At 73.2% G+C, this 16,349-nt stretch carries 14 protein-coding genes; 5 read left to right on the forward strand and 9 right to left on the reverse strand.

What is annotated here, in order from left to right; all coding sequences use genetic code 11:
- Positions 1–205 precede the first annotated feature (205 nt).
- The 3 genes from gpmI to ACFOY6_RS18115 form a co-directional block, all read right to left on the reverse strand.
- A complete protein-coding gene (gene gpmI, locus ACFOY6_RS18105) occupies positions 206–1,735 on the reverse strand; it encodes a 2,3-bisphosphoglycerate-independent phosphoglycerate mutase (RefSeq protein ID WP_379651849.1) in 1,530 nt (509 codons plus the stop codon).
- Positions 1,736–1,898: 163 nt separating this feature from the next.
- Entirely contained in the window at positions 1,899–2,927 is a 1,029-nt protein-coding gene (locus ACFOY6_RS18110; RefSeq protein WP_181378036.1) for an ABC transporter substrate-binding protein, read from the reverse strand.
- Between the two features lie 255 nt (positions 2,928–3,182).
- On the reverse strand, positions 3,183–4,175 hold the full coding sequence (locus tag ACFOY6_RS18115) for a TIM44-like domain-containing protein (protein WP_379651850.1): 993 nt from the start codon (positions 4,173–4,175) through the stop codon (positions 3,183–3,185).
- A gap of 237 nt (positions 4,176–4,412) precedes the next feature.
- Here ACFOY6_RS18115 and ACFOY6_RS18120 point away from each other — a divergent pair, with 237 nt between their 5' ends.
- Positions 4,413–5,342, forward strand: a complete 930-nt coding sequence (locus ACFOY6_RS18120) for a lysophospholipid acyltransferase family protein (RefSeq protein WP_245906199.1) — start codon at positions 4,413–4,415, stop codon at positions 5,340–5,342.
- Positions 5,343–5,373: 31 nt separating this feature from the next.
- Here ACFOY6_RS18120 and ACFOY6_RS18125 read toward each other — a convergent pair whose 3' ends face one another.
- The 3 genes from ACFOY6_RS18125 to xseA form a co-directional block, all read right to left on the reverse strand.
- Positions 5,374–5,616: a hypothetical protein gene (locus ACFOY6_RS18125; protein WP_379633126.1), complete on the reverse strand. Its 243-nt coding sequence runs from the start codon at positions 5,614–5,616 to the stop codon at positions 5,374–5,376.
- Between the two features lie 98 nt (positions 5,617–5,714).
- Positions 5,715–6,635 carry a M23 family metallopeptidase gene (locus ACFOY6_RS18130; protein ID WP_379633128.1) on the reverse strand — a complete coding sequence of 307 codons (921 nt, stop codon included), beginning with the start codon at positions 6,633–6,635 and terminating at the stop codon, positions 5,715–5,717.
- A complete protein-coding gene (gene xseA, locus ACFOY6_RS18135; protein ID WP_379633130.1) occupies positions 6,632–8,149 on the reverse strand; it encodes an exodeoxyribonuclease VII large subunit in 1,518 nt (505 codons plus the stop codon). The genes ACFOY6_RS18130 and xseA overlap by 4 nt, the downstream gene beginning before the upstream one ends.
- A gap of 136 nt (positions 8,150–8,285) precedes the next feature.
- On the opposite strand from xseA, the gene ACFOY6_RS18140 reads away from it, so the two are divergent.
- Together ACFOY6_RS18140 and purD are read left to right on the forward strand one after the other, a co-directional pair.
- A complete protein-coding gene (locus ACFOY6_RS18140; RefSeq protein ID WP_379651851.1) occupies positions 8,286–8,636 on the forward strand; it encodes a YybH family protein in 351 nt (116 codons plus the stop codon).
- 99 nt (positions 8,637–8,735) lie between these two features.
- The gene (purD, locus tag ACFOY6_RS18145) at positions 8,736–10,007 is read left to right on the forward strand and encodes a phosphoribosylamine--glycine ligase (protein ID WP_379651852.1); all 1,272 of its coding nucleotides are present in this window, start codon (positions 8,736–8,738) and stop codon (positions 10,005–10,007) included.
- Between the two features lie 49 nt (positions 10,008–10,056).
- Here purD and ACFOY6_RS18150 read toward each other — a convergent pair whose 3' ends face one another.
- The 3 genes from ACFOY6_RS18150 to ACFOY6_RS18160 are packed head-to-tail and all read right to left on the reverse strand — an operon-like array spanning position 10,057 to position 13,806.
- Positions 10,057–10,614: an NADPH-dependent FMN reductase gene (locus tag ACFOY6_RS18150; protein WP_379633134.1), complete on the reverse strand. Its 558-nt coding sequence runs from the start codon at positions 10,612–10,614 to the stop codon at positions 10,057–10,059.
- Positions 10,611–13,220: an HWE histidine kinase domain-containing protein gene (locus ACFOY6_RS18155; protein ID WP_379651853.1), complete on the reverse strand. Its 2,610-nt coding sequence runs from the start codon at positions 13,218–13,220 to the stop codon at positions 10,611–10,613. The genes ACFOY6_RS18150 and ACFOY6_RS18155 overlap by 4 nt, the downstream gene beginning before the upstream one ends.
- The gene (locus ACFOY6_RS18160; RefSeq protein WP_146201843.1) at positions 13,213–13,806 is read right to left on the reverse strand and encodes a biliverdin-producing heme oxygenase; all 594 of its coding nucleotides are present in this window, start codon (positions 13,804–13,806) and stop codon (positions 13,213–13,215) included. The genes ACFOY6_RS18155 and ACFOY6_RS18160 overlap by 8 nt, the downstream gene beginning before the upstream one ends.
- A 226-nt stretch (positions 13,807–14,032) precedes the next feature.
- On the opposite strand from ACFOY6_RS18160, the gene ACFOY6_RS18165 reads away from it, so the two are divergent.
- Positions 14,033–15,019: a tripartite tricarboxylate transporter substrate binding protein gene (locus ACFOY6_RS18165; protein WP_379651854.1), complete on the forward strand. Its 987-nt coding sequence runs from the start codon at positions 14,033–14,035 to the stop codon at positions 15,017–15,019.
- Positions 15,020–15,098: 79 nt separating this feature from the next.
- Positions 15,099–16,334, forward strand: a complete 1,236-nt coding sequence (locus ACFOY6_RS18170; protein ID WP_379651855.1) for a patatin-like phospholipase family protein — start codon at positions 15,099–15,101, stop codon at positions 16,332–16,334.
- Positions 16,335–16,349 lie beyond the last annotated feature (15 nt).

Genomic DNA, 16,349 nt, shown 5'->3' on the forward strand with positions numbered 1-16,349 from the left:
GGTGGGCTGGCCGGCGGCGCGGGCGGCCTCGGCCGCGCGCTCCGCCTCCTGCACGCTGCGCGCCGTGGGGTTCTCGGCGCCCCAGGCCAGGAAGGCCGGGGCCAGCAGGGCGAGCGGCGCGAGCAGCAGGAGGGCGCGCAGCGCGCCGCCCGGGGGCAGGCTCACCGCCGCCATGCCGCCGCCGCCATGCCGCGCCGCCCCCGCCTCAGCCAGCGATCAGGCTCCGCCCCGTCATCGCCGCCGGCTGGTCCAGGCCGAGCAGGGCGAGCAGGGTGGGCGCCACATCGGCCAGCCGCCCCTCGCGCAGCGTGGCGCCGGCCGGGCCGCCGCGCAGCAGCACCGGCACCACGTTGGTGGTGTGGGCGGTGAAGGGGCCGCCCGTGGCGGGGTCCTTCATCATCTCGGCGTTGCCGTGGTCGGCCGTCACCAGCAGGGCGCCGCCCTGCGCGGCCACCGCCGCCTCGATCCGCGCCAGGCCCGCATCCACCGCCTCGCACGCCTTGATGGCGGCGGCCAGGCTGCCGGTGTGGCCCACCATGTCGGCATTGGCGAAGTTCAGCACGATCAGGTCGAATTGCCCCGAGCTGATCGCCTCCACCGCCTTCCCGGCCAGCTCGGGGGCCGACATCTCGGGCTGCAGGTCGTAGGTGGCCACCTTGGGGGAGGCGACCATGACGCGCTCCTCGCCGGGGAAGGGGGTCTCCTCGCCGCCGTTCAGGAAGTAGGTGACATGCGGGTACTTCTCCGTCTCCGCCATGCGGAGCTGGCGCAGCCCGGCCTGCGAGACCACGGCGCCGAGGATGTCCTGCATCGACTGCGGGGCGAACAGCGTCTCCAGCAGCGGGTTCAGCGCGGTGGAGTATTCCGTCATGCCGGCGGCGCCGGCGAGCCTCGGGCGGCGCGGCGGCGCAAAGCCGTCGAAGGCCGGGTCGAGCAGCGCGGTCAGGATCTGCCGCACCCGGTCGGCGCGGAAGTTGAAGCAGAGCAGCCCGTCGCCATCCTTCATCCCCGCATAGCCGCCGATGACGCTGGCGGGAATGAACTCGTCCGTCTTGCCGGCGGCGTGCGCGGCGGCGATGGCGGCGGCGGCGCTCTCCGCGTGCTCCCCCTTGGCCTCGACGATGGCGTCCCAGGCCTGGCGCACCCGCTCCCAGCGGTTGTCGCGGTCCATGGCGTAGTAGCGGCCGGTGACGGTGGCGAGGCGCGCCCCCGCGGGCAGCTTCGGCTCGAAGGCGGCGAGGTAGCCCGGGCTCGCCTGGGGCGGGGTGTCGCGCCCGTCGGTCCAGGCATGGATGGCCACGGGGATGCCGGCGCCGGCAAAGACCTTCGCCAGCGCCAGCCCGTGCTCCTGGTGGCTGTGCACGCCGCCGGGGGAGAGCAGGCCCATCAGGTGCAGCGTGCCGCCGCTCGCCTTCAGCTTGCCGATCAGCCCGGCGACGGCGGGCAGGGTGGCGAGCGAGCCGTCGGCCACGGCGCGGTCGATACGCGGCAGGTCCTGCATCACCACGCGGCCGGCGCCGAGGTTGAGGTGGCCCACCTCGGAATTGCCCATCTGCCCGTGCGGCAGGCCGACATCCTCGCCGCAGGTGCGCAGGAAGCTGTGCGGGCTTTCGGCCCAGAGGCGGTCGAAGCAGGGGGTGCTGGCCTGCCGCACGGCGTTGTCCGCCTCGTCCTCGCGCCAGCCCCAGCCATCCAGGATGACGAGCATCACGGGCTTCGGACGGGACATGGGCATCTCTCCTGCGGGTCGGTGACGGCACGGGATAGACCCGGCAGGGGGCGCTTGCCCAGGGGGATGAGGCAGGGGATGCGGCAGGGGATGGCGGCAGGGGTGCGGCAAAGGAGGGATTGGCCAGGGGCGGTCCGGTCACGCCGGGCCGCCCCTGGCGCCCGGCGGCTCAGGCCGGCAGCGTCAGGTCGCTGGCGGGGGGCAGGTAGGCGGGGGTGTAGATCTCGCCGGCCTTCAGCGGGGCGTCGATGCCGAAGGCGGAGCGGATCGTCTCGATCGCCGCCTGCACCCGCGCCTCGGTGAGGTTGCCGAAGCCGCCCGAGAGCACCTCCGGCGTGCGGATGAAGCCGAAATTGGCCATCATGCGCGCCTTCTCCAGCTCCTTCGGCGCCGTCGGGTCGCGCTGGGCCAGGGTGGCGATGGCGGCGTCCGGGTCCTTCCAGGCCGCCGCATGGCCGCGGGCGATGGCGCGGATCATGCCCGTCACCAGCTTCGGGTTGGCCTCGGCATAGGGGCGCTTGACCAGCAGCGCGGTGGAGAGCAGCGCCACGCCCGCGTCGGAATAGCGCAGCGAGACGATGTCGCCCTCCGGCACGCGCAGGCTGCGCAGGCTGAACACGCCGGAGACCTCGAAACCGGTGATGGCATCCGTCTCGCCGCGCACCAGCATCGGCTCGCGCAGCTGCGGCGTCACCGTCAGCCAGTTGATCTTGCTGGAGTCGATGCCGGCGGCCTTGGCCAGGGCGGGGAAGAGCTGGCGGGCGGAATCCGTCTCCGGCGCCGCCACCTTGCGGCCTTCCAGCTGCTTCAGGGTGGTGATGCCGCTCTTCTTCAGCGTCATCACCGCCAGCGGGCTGCCCTGCTGGATCACCATGGGGGCGATGATGTCGCTGCCCTGGGTGGTCAGGCGCAGGCGGATGGCCGGCGAGAGGTCGGCGATGCCGAACTCGTAGGCGCCCGTGCTGACCTTCACCGGCGTGTCGCCCGAGCCGAAGCCGCGGTCGATGGTGATGGCGATGCCTTCCTCGCGGAAGAAGCCGCGCTCGGCGGCGAGCAGGAAGGGCGCCTGCGGGCCCTGGAAGGCCCAGTCCAGGCAGAACTTCACCGGCGTCAGCGCGGCCTGCCCGCGTGCGAGGTGGGGCATGGCGAGCAGCGTGCCGGCGGTGCCGAGCATCAGGCCGCGACGGGTGGCGAGCATGGAAAGTCTCCCGGTCGGCGCCGGCGCGCGGAGGCGCGGCCGGCGGATGCGCGGCATGTAGCAACCGCGGTGCCGGGCGGGGAAGCGCCGTCTCGGGCCTTCCTCATGGCCCGGGCCGGCGGGGAGGCCGCCTTGAGGACGCCGCCGCCCCGGTCTGCGCGCCCCCGGGTGCAGCGCATGAAAGGGTGCCGCGCATGAAAAAGGGGCGCGGCCTGCGCCGCGCCCCCGTCATGGCCTTGCCTGGTCCGCGCCGGCTCAGCCGGTCTGCTGGATCGCCGAAAGCTTCCAGCTTCCCGCCGGGCCGCGCACGAAGGTCCACAGCTCGGTGGCGGTGTCGCGGCGGTCCGGGTCGCCCTCCACCACGCGGCCCTGCGCGTCGTAGGTCACGTCGACCAGGCTGAAGCGCATGGCGACGGTGGCGTATTCGGAGTCGCCCTCCCGCCAGGCCTCGGCGAGATCACCCTGCTCCAGCCGCGGGTCGCGCGTCTCGTTGCGCCAGCCGCGCGCCTCCAGGTCGCGCCAGTCCTTGCTGAAGAAGCCCATCATCTCGGGCGTCGTCAGCCGCGACAGGGCCGCCGGGTCGCGGCGAGACCAGGCCTCGTTCACCGCGCGCAGCAGGCCCTCGAAGGCCTGGAAGTCGGACTGCGCCAGCTGCACCGGGGTTGCCGCCGGGGCCACCGGCCGGGCACCGCCCATTCCGCCACTGGCCATGCCACCGCCGAGACCGCCCATGCCCATCGGCCGCGCGGCGGGCTGCGCCTCGCGGTGGAGCGGGCCGGGGCGCGGGCCGCCGGCCATGGCGGGCTGGTTGCGGTTGCGGAAGAAGCGGATCGCGAAGCGCACCAGCAGCACGATCAGGCCGATCTGCAGCAGCAGGCCCAGGATGCTGCCGATGCCGCCGAAGCCGCCAAACAGGCCGTTGCCGAACAGCAGGCCGCCAATGCCCATGCCGATCAGCCCGCCCATCAGCGCGCCGCCGAAGCCGCCGCCGAACATGCCGCCGCGCGTAGCGGTGGCGGCGCCGGGGGCGGCCGCGTTCGGCCGGGCCTGCTGGCCGGGCTGGGTCATGGTGCGGTCCATCGGCCGCGCCGCGTCGGGCGCCGTGCGGGTGACGGGCGGCGGCGCGAAGGTGCGGCTGCCGCGGCTGCCGAAGCTGGAGCGGCCGCCCGGGCGGGCCTCCGCCAGGGCCGGGCCGAGCACCAGGGCAAAAGCGGCAAGGGCGGCCAGGAGCCTGGCTCTTCCGTGCATAGGGGTGTTCCTCCGGGAATCTTTCATCGGCCCATCATATAGGCATTAACGCGCCGTAATCCATGCTGGCCGGCGCCGCCACGAAGGCCTAAACCGCCGGCCGGCACCGGCGTTGCAGGCGCCCCCCGGCTGCTCCATGGCGGCCTCGCGCTGCAGGCCGCCCGGCGTGCCGCCCCCCTCCCGCCTGAGCCGCGCGAGGCTGGCCAAACGCCGCCCGATGCCGCAGAAGGCGCGCCCATGAAGAATGAGGCTGGCATGGCGAAGGCAGTGCGTCGCCTGTGGTGGCGGGTGGAAGGCGGGGTGGTGCGCGGCCTGCTGGCCCTGGCGCGGGCGCTGGGCCCGCGGCGCGCCTCGGCGCTGGGCGGCGCGGTGGCGCGCGGGCTGGGGCCGTGGCTGCCGGTCTCGCGCGTCGGGCGGCGCAACCTGGCGCTGGCCTTCCCGCAGAGTGATGCCGCCTGGCGGGAGCGCGTGCTGCGCGGTGCCTGGGACAATCTCGGCCGCACCGCGCTGGAGCTTCCGCACCTCGCCGGCCTGCGCCGGACGGAGGGCGGCCCCGGCTGGGAGGTGGTCGGCGCCGAGCATCTCCCCGCCGGCGAGACGCGGGTCATCTTCGTCTCGGCGCATCTGGCCAACTGGGAGGTGCTGCCGCTGGCGGCGCATGCGGTGGGGCTGCGCATGGCCAGCCTCTACCGCGCGCCGGACAACCCGCATGTCGATGCCGCGCTGCGCCAGATGCGCGAGGGCGGCGTGGAGCTGCCGCTGTTCCCCAAGGGCTCGAAGGGGGCGCGGCTGGCGCTGCGGCATCTGGCGGCGGGCCACGCACTGGGGCTGCTGGTGGACCAGAAGCTGAACGAGGGGCTGGAACTGCCCTTCCTCGGCCACCCGGCGATGACCGCGCCGGCCCCGGCCGAGATGGCGCTGCGCTTCCGCTGCCCGCTGATCCCGGTGCATGTCGAGCGGGCCGGGCCGGGCCGCTTCCGGGTGGTGGTCGAGCCGCCGCTGCCCCTGCCGCAGACGGGCGACCACCATGCCGATGTGCGCACCACCATGCTGGCGGTGAATGCGCGGATCGAGGCCTGGGTGCGGGCCCGGCCGGAGGAGTGGCTCTGGCTGCACCGCCGCTTCCCGGCGCGCTACTACAGGGCGGAGGCCGCGCCCCCGGGCTGATGAGTGGCCCGCCTGCCGGCCGCCGGGCGCCTCAGCCCACCACCAGCATGGCGCCGGCGGCGTAGAGCTTCTCGCGCAGGCCCGGCAGCGGCGCCAGGATGACGACCCCGGGCGACGCCTCCCGCCACAGCGTGGCGCCGGCGCTGCGCAGGGCGTCGCCGGCGGCGACACTGCTGTCGAACAGGGCGATCAGCGGCGCCTCAATCGAGCCGGCGCGGCGGAGGTTCTCCGGTGAGGGGGCGGGGCGGGGGAGAAATTCGGAAAGGATCGACATGCGCTCGCCAATGCCTCCCCGACCCTTACCGGGTGATGAAAGCGTTACTGCAATTTGGTGGATTATCGCGAAAAATGCTGCCGGGGTGTTGCCGCCTCTCAGGCGGGAGGCAGCAGCGGCTGCGGGTCCAGCGCCGTGGCGAACCAGTGCAGCCCCAGATGCAGGTGCGGCCCGGTGACGCGGCCGGTGGCGCCGATCGCGCCCAGGCGCTGGCCGCGCGCCAGCATCGCCCCCTCCCGCACATCCATGGCCGAGAGGTGGGCGTAGAGGCTGACCACGCCGTGGCCATGGTCCACCAGCACGGTGTTGCCGGTGAAGTAGAGATCCTCGGCCAGCAGCACGCGGCCGGGGGCCATGGTGGCGCAGGGCGTGCCGGTGGGGGCGGCGATGTCGAGCCCCAGATGCGGGGCGCGCGGCTCGCCGTTCAGGATGCGCTGGCTGCCATACACGCCGCTGATGCGGCCATGCGCCGGCCAGTCGAACCCTTCGGCGAAATGGGGCAGGTCGCTGTCCACCTTGCGCAGGGCGGCGATGCGCTCGCGCTCGCGGGTGATGCGGGCCATCTGCTGCGCGTTGGGACTGACCATGGCGCCGGGCAGGCCGTTGATGCGCTGCACGTCCCATTCGCGCCTCGCCACGGCGAGGCTGCGGCGCTCCGTCTGGCCGCCGGGAGCGGTCACCACCAGCTCGGCGGCGGGCGCCGCGTCGCGGCTAAAGCCCAGGGCGAAGCGGCCATCGGGCGCCACCGAGACGGCGCGGCCATCCAGCGTCACGCGGCTGCCGGGGCGGGTGCGGCCGAGCAGCAGCCCGCCCTGGGCCGGCGCCTCCGGCGGCAGCGCCAGCAGCGGCCCCGCGGAGGGGTTGGAGGCCGCGACCGGCTCCGCGCCGCCCCCGCAGGCGCCCAGCAGCAGGCCGGGCAGGGCGAGGGCAAGGCGGCGAGAGAGCATGCGGGCATCCTTCACGGCGATGGCCTTGGGGGCGACGGCCTTGGGGGCGGTGGCGTTGGGGTCGATGGTCACAGCAGCGAGCCCTGTTCCGGCTTCGGCTCGGGCCGGGGGTCCGGCGGGGCCTTGCGGCGTGGCTTCGGGGGCGTGGCGGGGGCAGGCGGGGCATCGCCGCCCTCGGCCAGCAGCGCCACGCTGCCGTCGCGCAGCGTGGCGGTGAGGCGCTGGCCGGGGGCGATGGCGGCGGCCTCGGTCAGCGGCTCGCCATCGGCGCCGCGCAGCAGCGCGAAGCCGCGCGCCAGCACGCCCTGGTAGGAGGCGCCCTCCAGCCGGCCCGCCAGCCCCTCCAGCCGCAGCCTTGCCTCGCGCAGCCGGCCAGCCAGCGCGCCGGCCGGGTCCGGCAGGCGGTGCAGCGCGGTCTGCCGGCGGTCGATCATCCGGCGCAGCGCGGCACCGCCGCGCATCTCCAGCAGCGCCAGTGCGTTGCGGTGGCCGGCCAGCGTCTCGCGGGGATGCGGCAGGCGGGGCGCGATGGCATCGAGCGCCGCGCGCTTGCGGGAGAGCAGCGCGCCCGGCGCCAGGGCCAGGCGCTCGGCGCGGTCGTCGAGCCGCTGGCGGGCGGCACCCACCAGCCCGGGCAGGTCCGGCATCCGCGCCTCGGCGCGGGAGAGGCGCAGTCGGGCCGTGTTCAGCAGCGCCTGGCCGGATTGCAGCAGCCGCGTGGCGGTCTGCCCCAGCGCCGCCAGCAGATCGGCCCGCGCCGGCACGGCCAGCTCGGCGGCGGCGGTGGGGGTGGGGGCGCGGCGGTCCGAGGCGAAGTCGATCAGCGTGGTGTCCGTCTCGTGCCCCACCGCCGAGATCAGCGGGATGGGGCATTCGGCCACGGCGCGGATGACCACCTCCTCGTTGAAGGCCATCAGATCCTCCAGGCTGCCGCCGCCGCGCGCGACGATCAGCACGTCCGGCCGGGGCAGGCCGGCGGGCAGGCGGGAGAAGCCGCGGATGGCGGCGGCGATCTGCTCCGCCGCGCCCTGGCCCTGCACCGGCACCGGCCACAGCAGCAGGTGGCGCGGGAAGCGACGCGCGATTGTGGTCCGGATGTCCTGGATCACCGCCCCCTTCTCGGAGGAGACGACGCCGACCACGCGCGGCAGCAGCGGCAGCGGCTTCTTGCGCGCCTCGTCGAACAGCCCCTCGGCGCCGAGCTTCTTCCTCAGCTGCTCGATGCGGGCGAGCAGCGCGCCCTCGCCGGCGAACTCGATGCGGTCGATGATGAGCTGGTAGTCGCTGCGCTCGCCATAGGCGGAGACCTTGCCGGTGGCGATGACCTCCATGCCGTTCTCGGGCTTCAGCGTCAGGCGCGGCACGGCGAAGCGCCAGATGATGGCGCGGATCTTCGCCCCCTCATCCTTCAGCGCGAGGTAGATATGGCCCGAAGGATAGGCCTTCAGCTCGGTGATCTCGCCGCGCACCCGCACGCGGCCGAACTCGCCCTCCAGCGTGCGCTTGATGGCGCCGCTGATCTCGGAGACGGTGAATTCGGGGGCGTTGCTGCGGGCCGGGGCCTCGCGCGCATCGGGCGTGTCCATGCCGCGCATAGTAGGGCGGCCGCGGCGCCACGGCCAGCCGGCCGGCCTTTGCGGGCCACACCGCAATATGTTACCATATCGGAACATATTGCATCCCCGGGAGGCTCCGATGCGCGACGCGGCCGCGAGGCAAGCCATGGACGAGGTCAACAGGATCTTCGAGGAGCAGGTTGTCGGCCAGGGCCGGTTCGAGGCCCTGGACCAGGTCTACACCCGCGATGCCCTCATCCTGCCGCCGGGCGGCGAGGCGGTGCAGGGGCTGGAGGCGATCCGCGCATTCTGGCAGCAGGCGGCCCGCAGCCTTGGCGTGACCGCCTGCCGCCTGCGGCCGTTCGAGACCACCATCCTGGGCGAGATGGCCTGCGAGGTCGCGCGGGGGGAGATCGTCACCGGCAGCGCCACCATCCCCATCCAGTATGTCGTTCTGTGGAAATGCGGGGATGGCGGCTGGAAATGGCACCGCGACATCTGGAACACCTCCGCCTGAGGCGGCGGCGGCCTGGCACAGGGTTGAAGGCATGGGCTGACGGAGCCCCGCCAGTCATGCTAGCGCGGCCCCGGTTTGGAACAAGGGCCTCGGGTCACGATGCAAGTGCTTCTGGTGGGCGGCGGCGGCCGCGAACATGCCCTGGCCTGGGCGCTCTCCGGCTCCGGCCTGCTGGGCAAGCTCTGGGTGGCGCCGGGCAATGCGGGCATCGCCGAGATCGCCGAATGCGTGGCGATCGGCGCCGAGGATGTCGCCGGGCTGGTGGCCTTCGCCCAGGCGCAGGCGGTGGACCTGGTGGTGGTGGGGCCGGAGGCGCCGCTGACGCTGGGGCTGGCCGATGCCTGCGCCGCGGCCGGGATCCGCTGCTTCGGCCCCAGCGCCGCCGCCGCGAAGCTGGAGGGCAGCAAGGCCTTCACGCGGGAGGTGACCACCGCCGCCGGCGTGCCCGGCGCCGAGTGGGCCCGCTTCACGGATGCTGAGGAGGCCCGCGCCTATGTCCGGCGGAAGGGTGCGCCGATCGTGGTGAAGGCCGATGGCCTGGCCGCTGGCAAGGGCGTGGTGGTGGCCGCCACGCTGGCCGAGGCCGAGCAGGCCATCACCGAGATCATGGAGGAGCGCGTGCACGGCGCGGCCGGCGCCGAGATCCTGATCGAGGAATGCCTGATGGGGCAGGAGGTCTCCTTCTTCGCGCTGTGCGACGGCACCACCGCCCTGCCCATGGCCGCCGCGCAGGACCACAAGCGCGTGGGCGATGGCGACACCGGCCCCAACACCGGCGGCATGGGCGCCTATTCCCCGCCGCCCGCCTTCACGCCCGAGATCGAGGCGCAGGTGATGGACCGCATCATCCGCCCGACCCTGGCGGAGATGGCGAAGCGCGGCACGCCCTTCCGCGGCGTGCTGTTCGCCGGGCTGATGCTGACGGAGAGCGGCCCGCGCCTGATCGAGTTCAATGTCCGCTTCGGCGACCCGGAATGCCAGGTGCTGATGCTGCGCCTGCAATCCGACCTGCTGGCCGCGCTGCTGGCCGCCTGCGATGGCGAGCTGGACCGCTTCGCCCTGCGCTGGTCGGAGGAGGCGGCGATGGTGGTGGTGATGGCGGCGAAGGGCTACCCCGGCGCCTACCAGAAGGGCAGCGTCATCGAGGGGCTGGAGCGGGCGGCGCAGGTGCCGGGCGCGCAGGTCTTCCATGCCGGCACGGCGCGGGACGCGCATGGCAGCCTGGTGGCCACAGGCGGGCGTGTGCTCGGCGTCGCCGCCAGCGGCGCCACCCTGGCCGAGGCGCGGGGCGCGGCCTATGCGGCAGTGGACGCCGTGAACTGGCCGGAGGGCTTCTGCCGCCGCGACATCGGCTGGCGCGCCCTGAACTGACAGAAAAAAGATGGGGTCCAGGGGAATTCCTTCCCCTGGCCTTGCTGGCTTACGCGTTCGCCGCCCCGATGAACGCCGCGAAGGCCGCGAGCTGCTTGCGGATCACCTCGCGCGTGCCTTCGTCGGTCAGCCGGCCGTCCTGCACGCGCTGCTGCACGGAGGCCACCATCACCTCCGGCTTGTTCAGCACCCGCGCGTCGAGGAACACCGCCACCTGGCGCAAGTGGTACTGCGCGCGCACGCCGCCCAGCACGCTCATCGAGGCGCTCTGGATGGCCATCGGCTTGCCGGCGAAGGGGGTGTCGGGCAGGCGGGAGAGCCAGTCGATGCCGTTCTTCAGCACGCCGGGGATGGAGTAGTTGTATTCCGGCGTGACGATGATGATGCCGTCCGCGGCGGCGATGGCCTCGCCCATGGCGGTGACGGCGGCGGGGAAGCCCTGCGCCTGCACATCGGAATTGTAGAGCGGGATGTCGCCCAGGCCCTCGAGCGCGGCCAGCGTCATGCCCTCGGGCGCCAGCTCCGGCAGGGTGCGCTGGAGGGCGGCGTTGTAGCTGCCGGCGCGCAGGCTGCCGCACAGGGTGACGACGGAAAGCGGACGGGTCATGCGGGTTCCTCGGTGCGGGGCGTGGAGGGCGGCGGGGGCCGGCTCTGGCCCATGCTGCGCTGCAGGGCGGTGCGCATCTCCGCCATCGTGTAGGGCTTGCTGATGACCTCGCTCGACCGGAAGCGGTCGGGGAAGGCATCGGCCTCGCCATAGCCGGTGGCGAAGACGAAGGGGATGCCGCGCGCCAGCAGGGCATCGGCCACGGGGAAGCTGCTCTCGCGGCCCAGATTGACGTCGAGCAGCGCCACCTGGGGCACGGCATGCTCCAGCATCCGCAGCGCCGCCTGGACGGAGGAGGCGACATCCACCGCCGTGCCCCCCAGGCGCCGCAGCTGGTCCTCGGCATCCATGGCGATCAGCAGGTTGTCCTCCACCAGCAGCACGCGGCCGGAGAAGGAAAACTCCGCCGGGGCAGCCGGAAGGGCGTGCTGTGCCTCCACCGCCGCCTCCGTGCCGCGCCGCACATAGCTGGCCGGCAGCAGGAAGCGGGCCTGCACGCCGGACAGGTGGTAGTGCAGCTCCGCCTCGCCCTTCAGGTCGTGCGGCAGGGCGCGCTCGACGATGGTGGTGCCGAAGCCCTGGCGCCGCGGCGGCTGCACGGGCGGCCCGCCTTCCTCGGTCCAGCGGATCTCCAGCGCCTCCTCGGGCGTGAAGCGCCAGCGCACCTGCACATGGCCGTGGCCGTCGCACAGCGCGCCATACTTGGCGGCGTTGGTCATCATCTCGTGCATGACCAACGCGAGGGTGGTGTAGGCCACCGGCTCGAGCAGCACAGGCGGGCCGTCCAGCCGCACCCGGTCGCGGCCATTGGCGGCGTAGGCGGCGGCCTCGGAGCGGATCAGCTCCTCCAGCGGCGCCGCGCGCCAGCGGTCGGTGGTGATCTGCTCATGCGCGCGCGCCAGCGCCTGGATGCGGCCGCCGATCATGCCGGCGAACTCGTCCACCGAGCCGGCATGGCCGCGGGTCTGGTTCACCAGTCCGCGGATCAGGCCGAGGATGTTGCGCACCCGGTGGTTCAGCTCGGCGATCAGGATCTCCTGCCGCTCCTGCGCCACGCGGCGCTCGCGCTCTGCCATGTCGGTGAGCTGCAGCACGACCTCGAGCAGCGTCACCCGCAGGCGCTCGGCCATCATCAGGTCGCTCTCGGTCCAGGGGCGGCTCTGGCCCTCGACCGTCTCCTGCCAGGCGGCGAAGCTCTTGCGCGGCGTCAGGCGCGGCCCGTTCGGCCCCAGCGCCACCGGCTTGCTCGGGTCGCCCGCCCAGGTGACGGACTGCGTCACGGCACGGCGGAAGAACACCAGGTAGTCGCGCGGGGCGCGGGAGAGCGGGATGGCGAGCAGCCCGGCGGCACGCTGCGCGTAGTCGGCCGCCGGCGGGTGCATCTCCCCCAGCCGGTGGGTGGCGTAGATGGTGCCCGAGGCGGCGCGGTGCAGGAAGCGGACGATGCCGGAGAATTCCTCCACCGTCGGCGTGTGGCCGTGCAGCGCGGTGCCGGTGCTGCTCCACAGCCCGATGCCGTCGCAGCCGATGACCTCGGCCAGCGTCTCGAGGAACTCGGCGAGCGAGCTGCTGCCGGGGCGCATGGCGCCGAGCGAGGCCATCAGCCGGTGGTGCACGCGGTTGGCCTGCGCCTCGCGCGAGAGGTCCTCCTCCCGCTCGCGGCTTTCCAGGGCGAGGGAGAAGATCTGGCCGAACAGCTCGGCCGCGGTGCGGCGCTCGAAGGGCACGCGCAGCGGCTCGGTGTTGTGGCAGGCGATCAGCCCCCAGAGCCGGCCCTTGCGCAGCACCGAGATCGACATGGAGGCCTTGATCCCCATGTTGCGCAGATACTCGATGTGGATGGGCGAGACGCTGCGCAGCACGCTGAGCGAGAGGTCGAGCGGCTGCTGGCGCGAATCGAGCAGCGGCAGCACCGGCACCGGCGCCAGCTCCGTGTCGGTGATCAGGCGCAGCAGGTTGCGCTCGTAGAGCAGCCGGGCCTGGCGCGGGATGTCGGAGGCCGGGAAGTGCAGCCCCATGAAGGAGGGCATGAAGCTGGCGGTCGATTCGGCGATCACCTCGCCCGCCCCGTCATGGTCGAAGCGGTAGAGCATGACGCGGCCGAAGCCGGTCAGCGCGCGGATCTGCCGCACCGCCTCGCGGCAGAGGCCGTCGAACCCCTCCACCTGGTGCAGCCGGGCGATCATGCCGCGCACCGTGGTGCCGGCCTCCAGCGCGTCCTCCAGGTCGGAGGGCTCGCCCTCCAGCACGATCATCTCGCCCGCCATGTGGATGGCGAGGTCGTAGGGCGGCTGCCCTTCCTGCAGCACCACGCCGAACAGGCGCTCCACCGCGTTGGGGCCGCGCAGCAGGTGCAGCCGGCCGCCGATCTGGTGCAGCGCCTCGCGCGTCAGCAGGCGGGAGAGGAAGCTGCCGAACAGGGCCTCGGGCGCCTGGCCCAGATGCGCCTCGATGTTGGCGGAGGTCCGCCGGACCACCCAGTCCGAAGTGACCGCGACCAGGAAGCCGATCGGCTGAACGCCACCCAGCAGGTGGATCGGCTCGCGGTCGCAATTCGTCAGGTCGACGGCCTGTGTCAGAGAGAGGTCGCCCAGGTCTTCACGCATGCAGCATTGGCTCAGCGGTCCTTTCGCGACGCAGGGCCGCCAGGAAGTGGTCGAAGGCCAGGCGCGCGCCATGCGCCGCCTCGGGCCAGAGGTGCGAGCCGGGGAGAGCCTGCTCCAGCAGCGGCAGGAAGGCCGGCCAGCCTCCCGTCCCCGGGTCGTGGGCCAGGTAGGCCGTGGCCCCCCGTGCTTCCGGCAGGGCCGCGGCCTGGCGCAGCAGCATGGCATTGCCGAGCCGCGAGCCCTCCAGCACATAGGCGGCGCCCAGTGCCTCTTCCACCCCGGCGAAGGCGAGGGGCGGGCTGTCAGGCGCGGCCACGCCGAGCGCCGCGAGATCGGCGGCCAGGGCGGCGGCGCGGCGGCGGCGGGGCCAGTCCGGCAGCCTGGCGGCGAGGCCCGCGGCGTCGCAGGCGGCTTCCAGGGCCGGCAGGGCGCGGGCATGGGCGCGGAGAAAGCCGCGATAGCCGGCGAGGGTGCCGAGGTCGTGGTCGCTGCCCAGGGCATCGGCGGCGTCGTGCCGGGACCGGGTTTCCTGCCGCAGATGCCAGCGCAGGCCGGTACGCCGGGATTCGGTGCCCAAAGGGGCCATGATGCGTCGTCTCTCCGAGCCTGCCCGGTTGCAGGCCCACCTATAAGCGCTTCCTCCCAAATGGGGGATCAACCCTGCGGGATGGAGCGCAGGGGTTGAGACCGGCCGCACGGAAACGGGGCCGCACGGAAACGGGGAGGGAGGTTGCCGGCCGGGAGGGTTTCCGGGCTAAACTCCAACGTGGAGCCTTGCCCCTATAAAGCGAGGAAGTTGGAGGAAGACAAGAATGACTGCATTGACCCGCCGCGCGGCGCTCTCGCTGGGTGCCCTCGGCGCCGCCGGCCTCGGCGCGGCCGCGCTGGCCCGGCCGGCCCTGGCCCAATCCGGCTTCCCCAACCGCCCGATCCGCATGCTGGTGCCCTGGGGCGCCGGCGGCACCACCGATGTCCAGATGCGCGCCTTCTGCGAGGTGGCCTCGGCCAGGCTGGGCCAGCCGGTGGTGGTGGAGAACCGCTCCGGCGCCGGCGGCATCCTCGGCCCGCAGGCGCTGCTGAACGAGAAGCCGGACGGCTACACCCTCTCGCAGATGCCGATCAGCGTGTTCCGCTATCCGCACATGGCCGCGCGCGCGCCCTTCGACCCGATGAAGGACTTCACCTGGGTCAGCCACCTGACCGGCTACCTGTTCGGCATCGTGGTCCGCGCCGACGCGCCCTGGAATACGCTCGACGAGTTCATCGCCGATTCGAAGAAGAACCCGGGCAAGTTCACCTACGGCACCCCCGGCGTCGGCACCTCGCTGCACATCACCATGGAGCAGATCGCCGGGCAGAAGGGGGTGGAGTGGGTGCACGTGCCCTTCCGCGGCTTCGCCGAGAACCTCACCTCGCTGCTCGGCGGCCAGACCCATGCGCTGGCCGACAGTTCCGGCTGGGCGGAGATGGTGAAGGACGGCCGGGTGAAGCTGCTCGTCACCTGGGGCCCCTCGCGCGCCAAGCGCTTCCCCGAGACGCCGACGCTGAAGGAAAGCGGCATCGACATCGTCTCCACCTCGCCCTATGGCGTCGCCGGGCCGAAGGGGATGGACCCCGCGGTGGTGAAGGTGTTGGACGAGGCCTTCCGCGTGGCGGTGAATGACCCGAAGCACGTCGCCATCCTCGACCGCTACGACATGCCGGTGATCTACATGGGGCCGGAGGAATATGCCGCCTTCGCGCAGAAGACCAACACCGAGGAGAAGGCGATGATCGACCGGCTCGGGCTGAAGCTCTGAGCCGCGCCGCCCGGCCGCGCCTTGGCGGCGGGCCGGGCGGGCCTCATCCTGGGGGCGATCCACGCGCAGGAGAGCCCCCATGGACGCACCCATCCCCGAGCGCCCCATCCCCGGGCGGCCTATCCCTGAGCGGCCCGTCGCCGCCGAGCCCGCTGCCGAGCCCGCCGCCGGCCTCGACCGGCACGGCTTCCGCCCCGGGGACCCGTGGCGGCCGGAGGGGTGCCGGCGGGTGGCGCTGGTGCTGCAGGGGGGCGGGGCGCTCGGCGCCTACCAGGCCGGGGTGTACGAGGCGCTCGCCGAGGCAGGCGTGGCGCTGGACTGGATCGCCGGCGTCTCGATCGGCGCGATCAACGGCGCGCTGATCGCCGGCAACCCGCCGGAGAGGCGCGTGGCGGCGCTGCACAGCTTCTGGGACCGTGTCACCAGCGAGCGCATCTGGCCCCAGGCCCTGCCGGATGGCGACCTCTTCCGCCAGTGGCGGCACGAGGCCTCGGCGGTGCTGACCATGCTGCAGGGCCAGCCCGGATTCTTCACGCCGAACCGGCCCAACCCGTGGTTCTCGCTGCCCGGCGCGCGCACCGCGACCGCCTTCTACGACAGCGCCCCCCTGCGCGAGACGCTGCGCGATCTGGTGGATTTCGACCTGCTGAACGATGGGCGCATCCGCTTCTCGGTCGGCGCCGTGAACGTCGCCACCGGCAATTTCGCCTTCTTCGACAGCAGCCGCATGCGCATCACCGAGGCGCATATCATGGCCTCCGGCGCGCTGCCGCCGGCGCTTCCCATGGTGCAGGTGGGAACCGACTGGTTCTGGGATGGCGGCCTTGTCTCCAACACGCCCCTGCAGCACCTGCTGGAGAATCTGGAGGGGCGCAACACCCTGGCCTTCCAGGTGGACCTGTTCAGCGCGCGGGGGCTGGTGCCGCGCTCCATGCCGGGCGTGATGTCGCGCGAGAAGGACATCCGCTACAGCAGCCGCACCCGCATGGTGACGGACATCTACCGCCGCCAGCGCCAGCTGGAGGTGGAGCTGCGGCGGGCGCTGGAGATGGTGCCGCCCGAGCGGCTGGACGAGGGCCAGAAGGCGCTGAAGGCGCAGCTGGAGCGGATGCCGGAGGTGGTGATCCTGCAGCTGATCTACCAGCAGCAGGCCTTCGAGGGGCAGGCGAAGGACTACGAGTTCTCCACCACCTCCATGCACGCCCACTGGCAGAGCGGGCTGGAGGACACGCGCGCCACGCTGCGGCACGGCAACTGGCTGGTGATGCCGCCGCCCGGCAGCGGCATCCAGGTGCACGACATCCACCGGCCCTGAGGCTGCGGCCCCGGG

Source organism: Teichococcus aestuarii, from assembly GCF_042651065.1.
GTDB classification, from domain to species: domain Bacteria; phylum Pseudomonadota; class Alphaproteobacteria; order Acetobacterales; family Acetobacteraceae; genus Pseudoroseomonas; species Pseudoroseomonas aestuarii.

Bases quoted from the DNA above. Each gene is read 5' to 3' on its own strand.
- ACFOY6_RS18160 (WP_146201843.1), bottom strand. From the start codon at position 13,806: ATGGCCCCTTTGGGCACCGAATCCCGGCGTACCGGCCTGCGCTGGCAT.
- ACFOY6_RS18165 (WP_379651854.1), top strand. From the start codon at position 14,033: ATGACTGCATTGACCCGCCGCGCGGCGCTCTCGCTGGGTGCCCTCGGC.
- xseA (WP_379633130.1), bottom strand. From the start codon at position 8,149: ATGGACACGCCCGATGCGCGCGAGGCCCCGGCCCGCAGCAACGCCCCC.
- purD (WP_379651852.1), top strand. From the start codon at position 8,736: ATGCAAGTGCTTCTGGTGGGCGGCGGCGGCCGCGAACATGCCCTGGCC.
- ACFOY6_RS18155 (WP_379651853.1), bottom strand. From the start codon at position 13,220: ATGCGTGAAGACCTGGGCGACCTCTCTCTGACACAGGCCGTCGACCTG.
- ACFOY6_RS18115 (WP_379651850.1), bottom strand. From the start codon at position 4,175: ATGCACGGAAGAGCCAGGCTCCTGGCCGCCCTTGCCGCTTTTGCCCTG.
- ACFOY6_RS18110 (WP_181378036.1), bottom strand. From the start codon at position 2,927: ATGCTCGCCACCCGTCGCGGCCTGATGCTCGGCACCGCCGGCACGCTG.
- ACFOY6_RS18120 (WP_245906199.1), top strand. From the start codon at position 4,413: ATGAAGAATGAGGCTGGCATGGCGAAGGCAGTGCGTCGCCTGTGGTGG.
- ACFOY6_RS18150 (WP_379633134.1), bottom strand. From the start codon at position 10,614: ATGACCCGTCCGCTTTCCGTCGTCACCCTGTGCGGCAGCCTGCGCGCC.
- ACFOY6_RS18170 (WP_379651855.1), top strand. From the start codon at position 15,099: ATGGACGCACCCATCCCCGAGCGCCCCATCCCCGGGCGGCCTATCCCT.
- ACFOY6_RS18140 (WP_379651851.1), top strand. From the start codon at position 8,286: ATGGACGAGGTCAACAGGATCTTCGAGGAGCAGGTTGTCGGCCAGGGC.
- gpmI (WP_379651849.1), bottom strand. From the start codon at position 1,735: ATGCCCATGTCCCGTCCGAAGCCCGTGATGCTCGTCATCCTGGATGGC.
- ACFOY6_RS18125 (WP_379633126.1), bottom strand. From the start codon at position 5,616: ATGTCGATCCTTTCCGAATTTCTCCCCCGCCCCGCCCCCTCACCGGAG.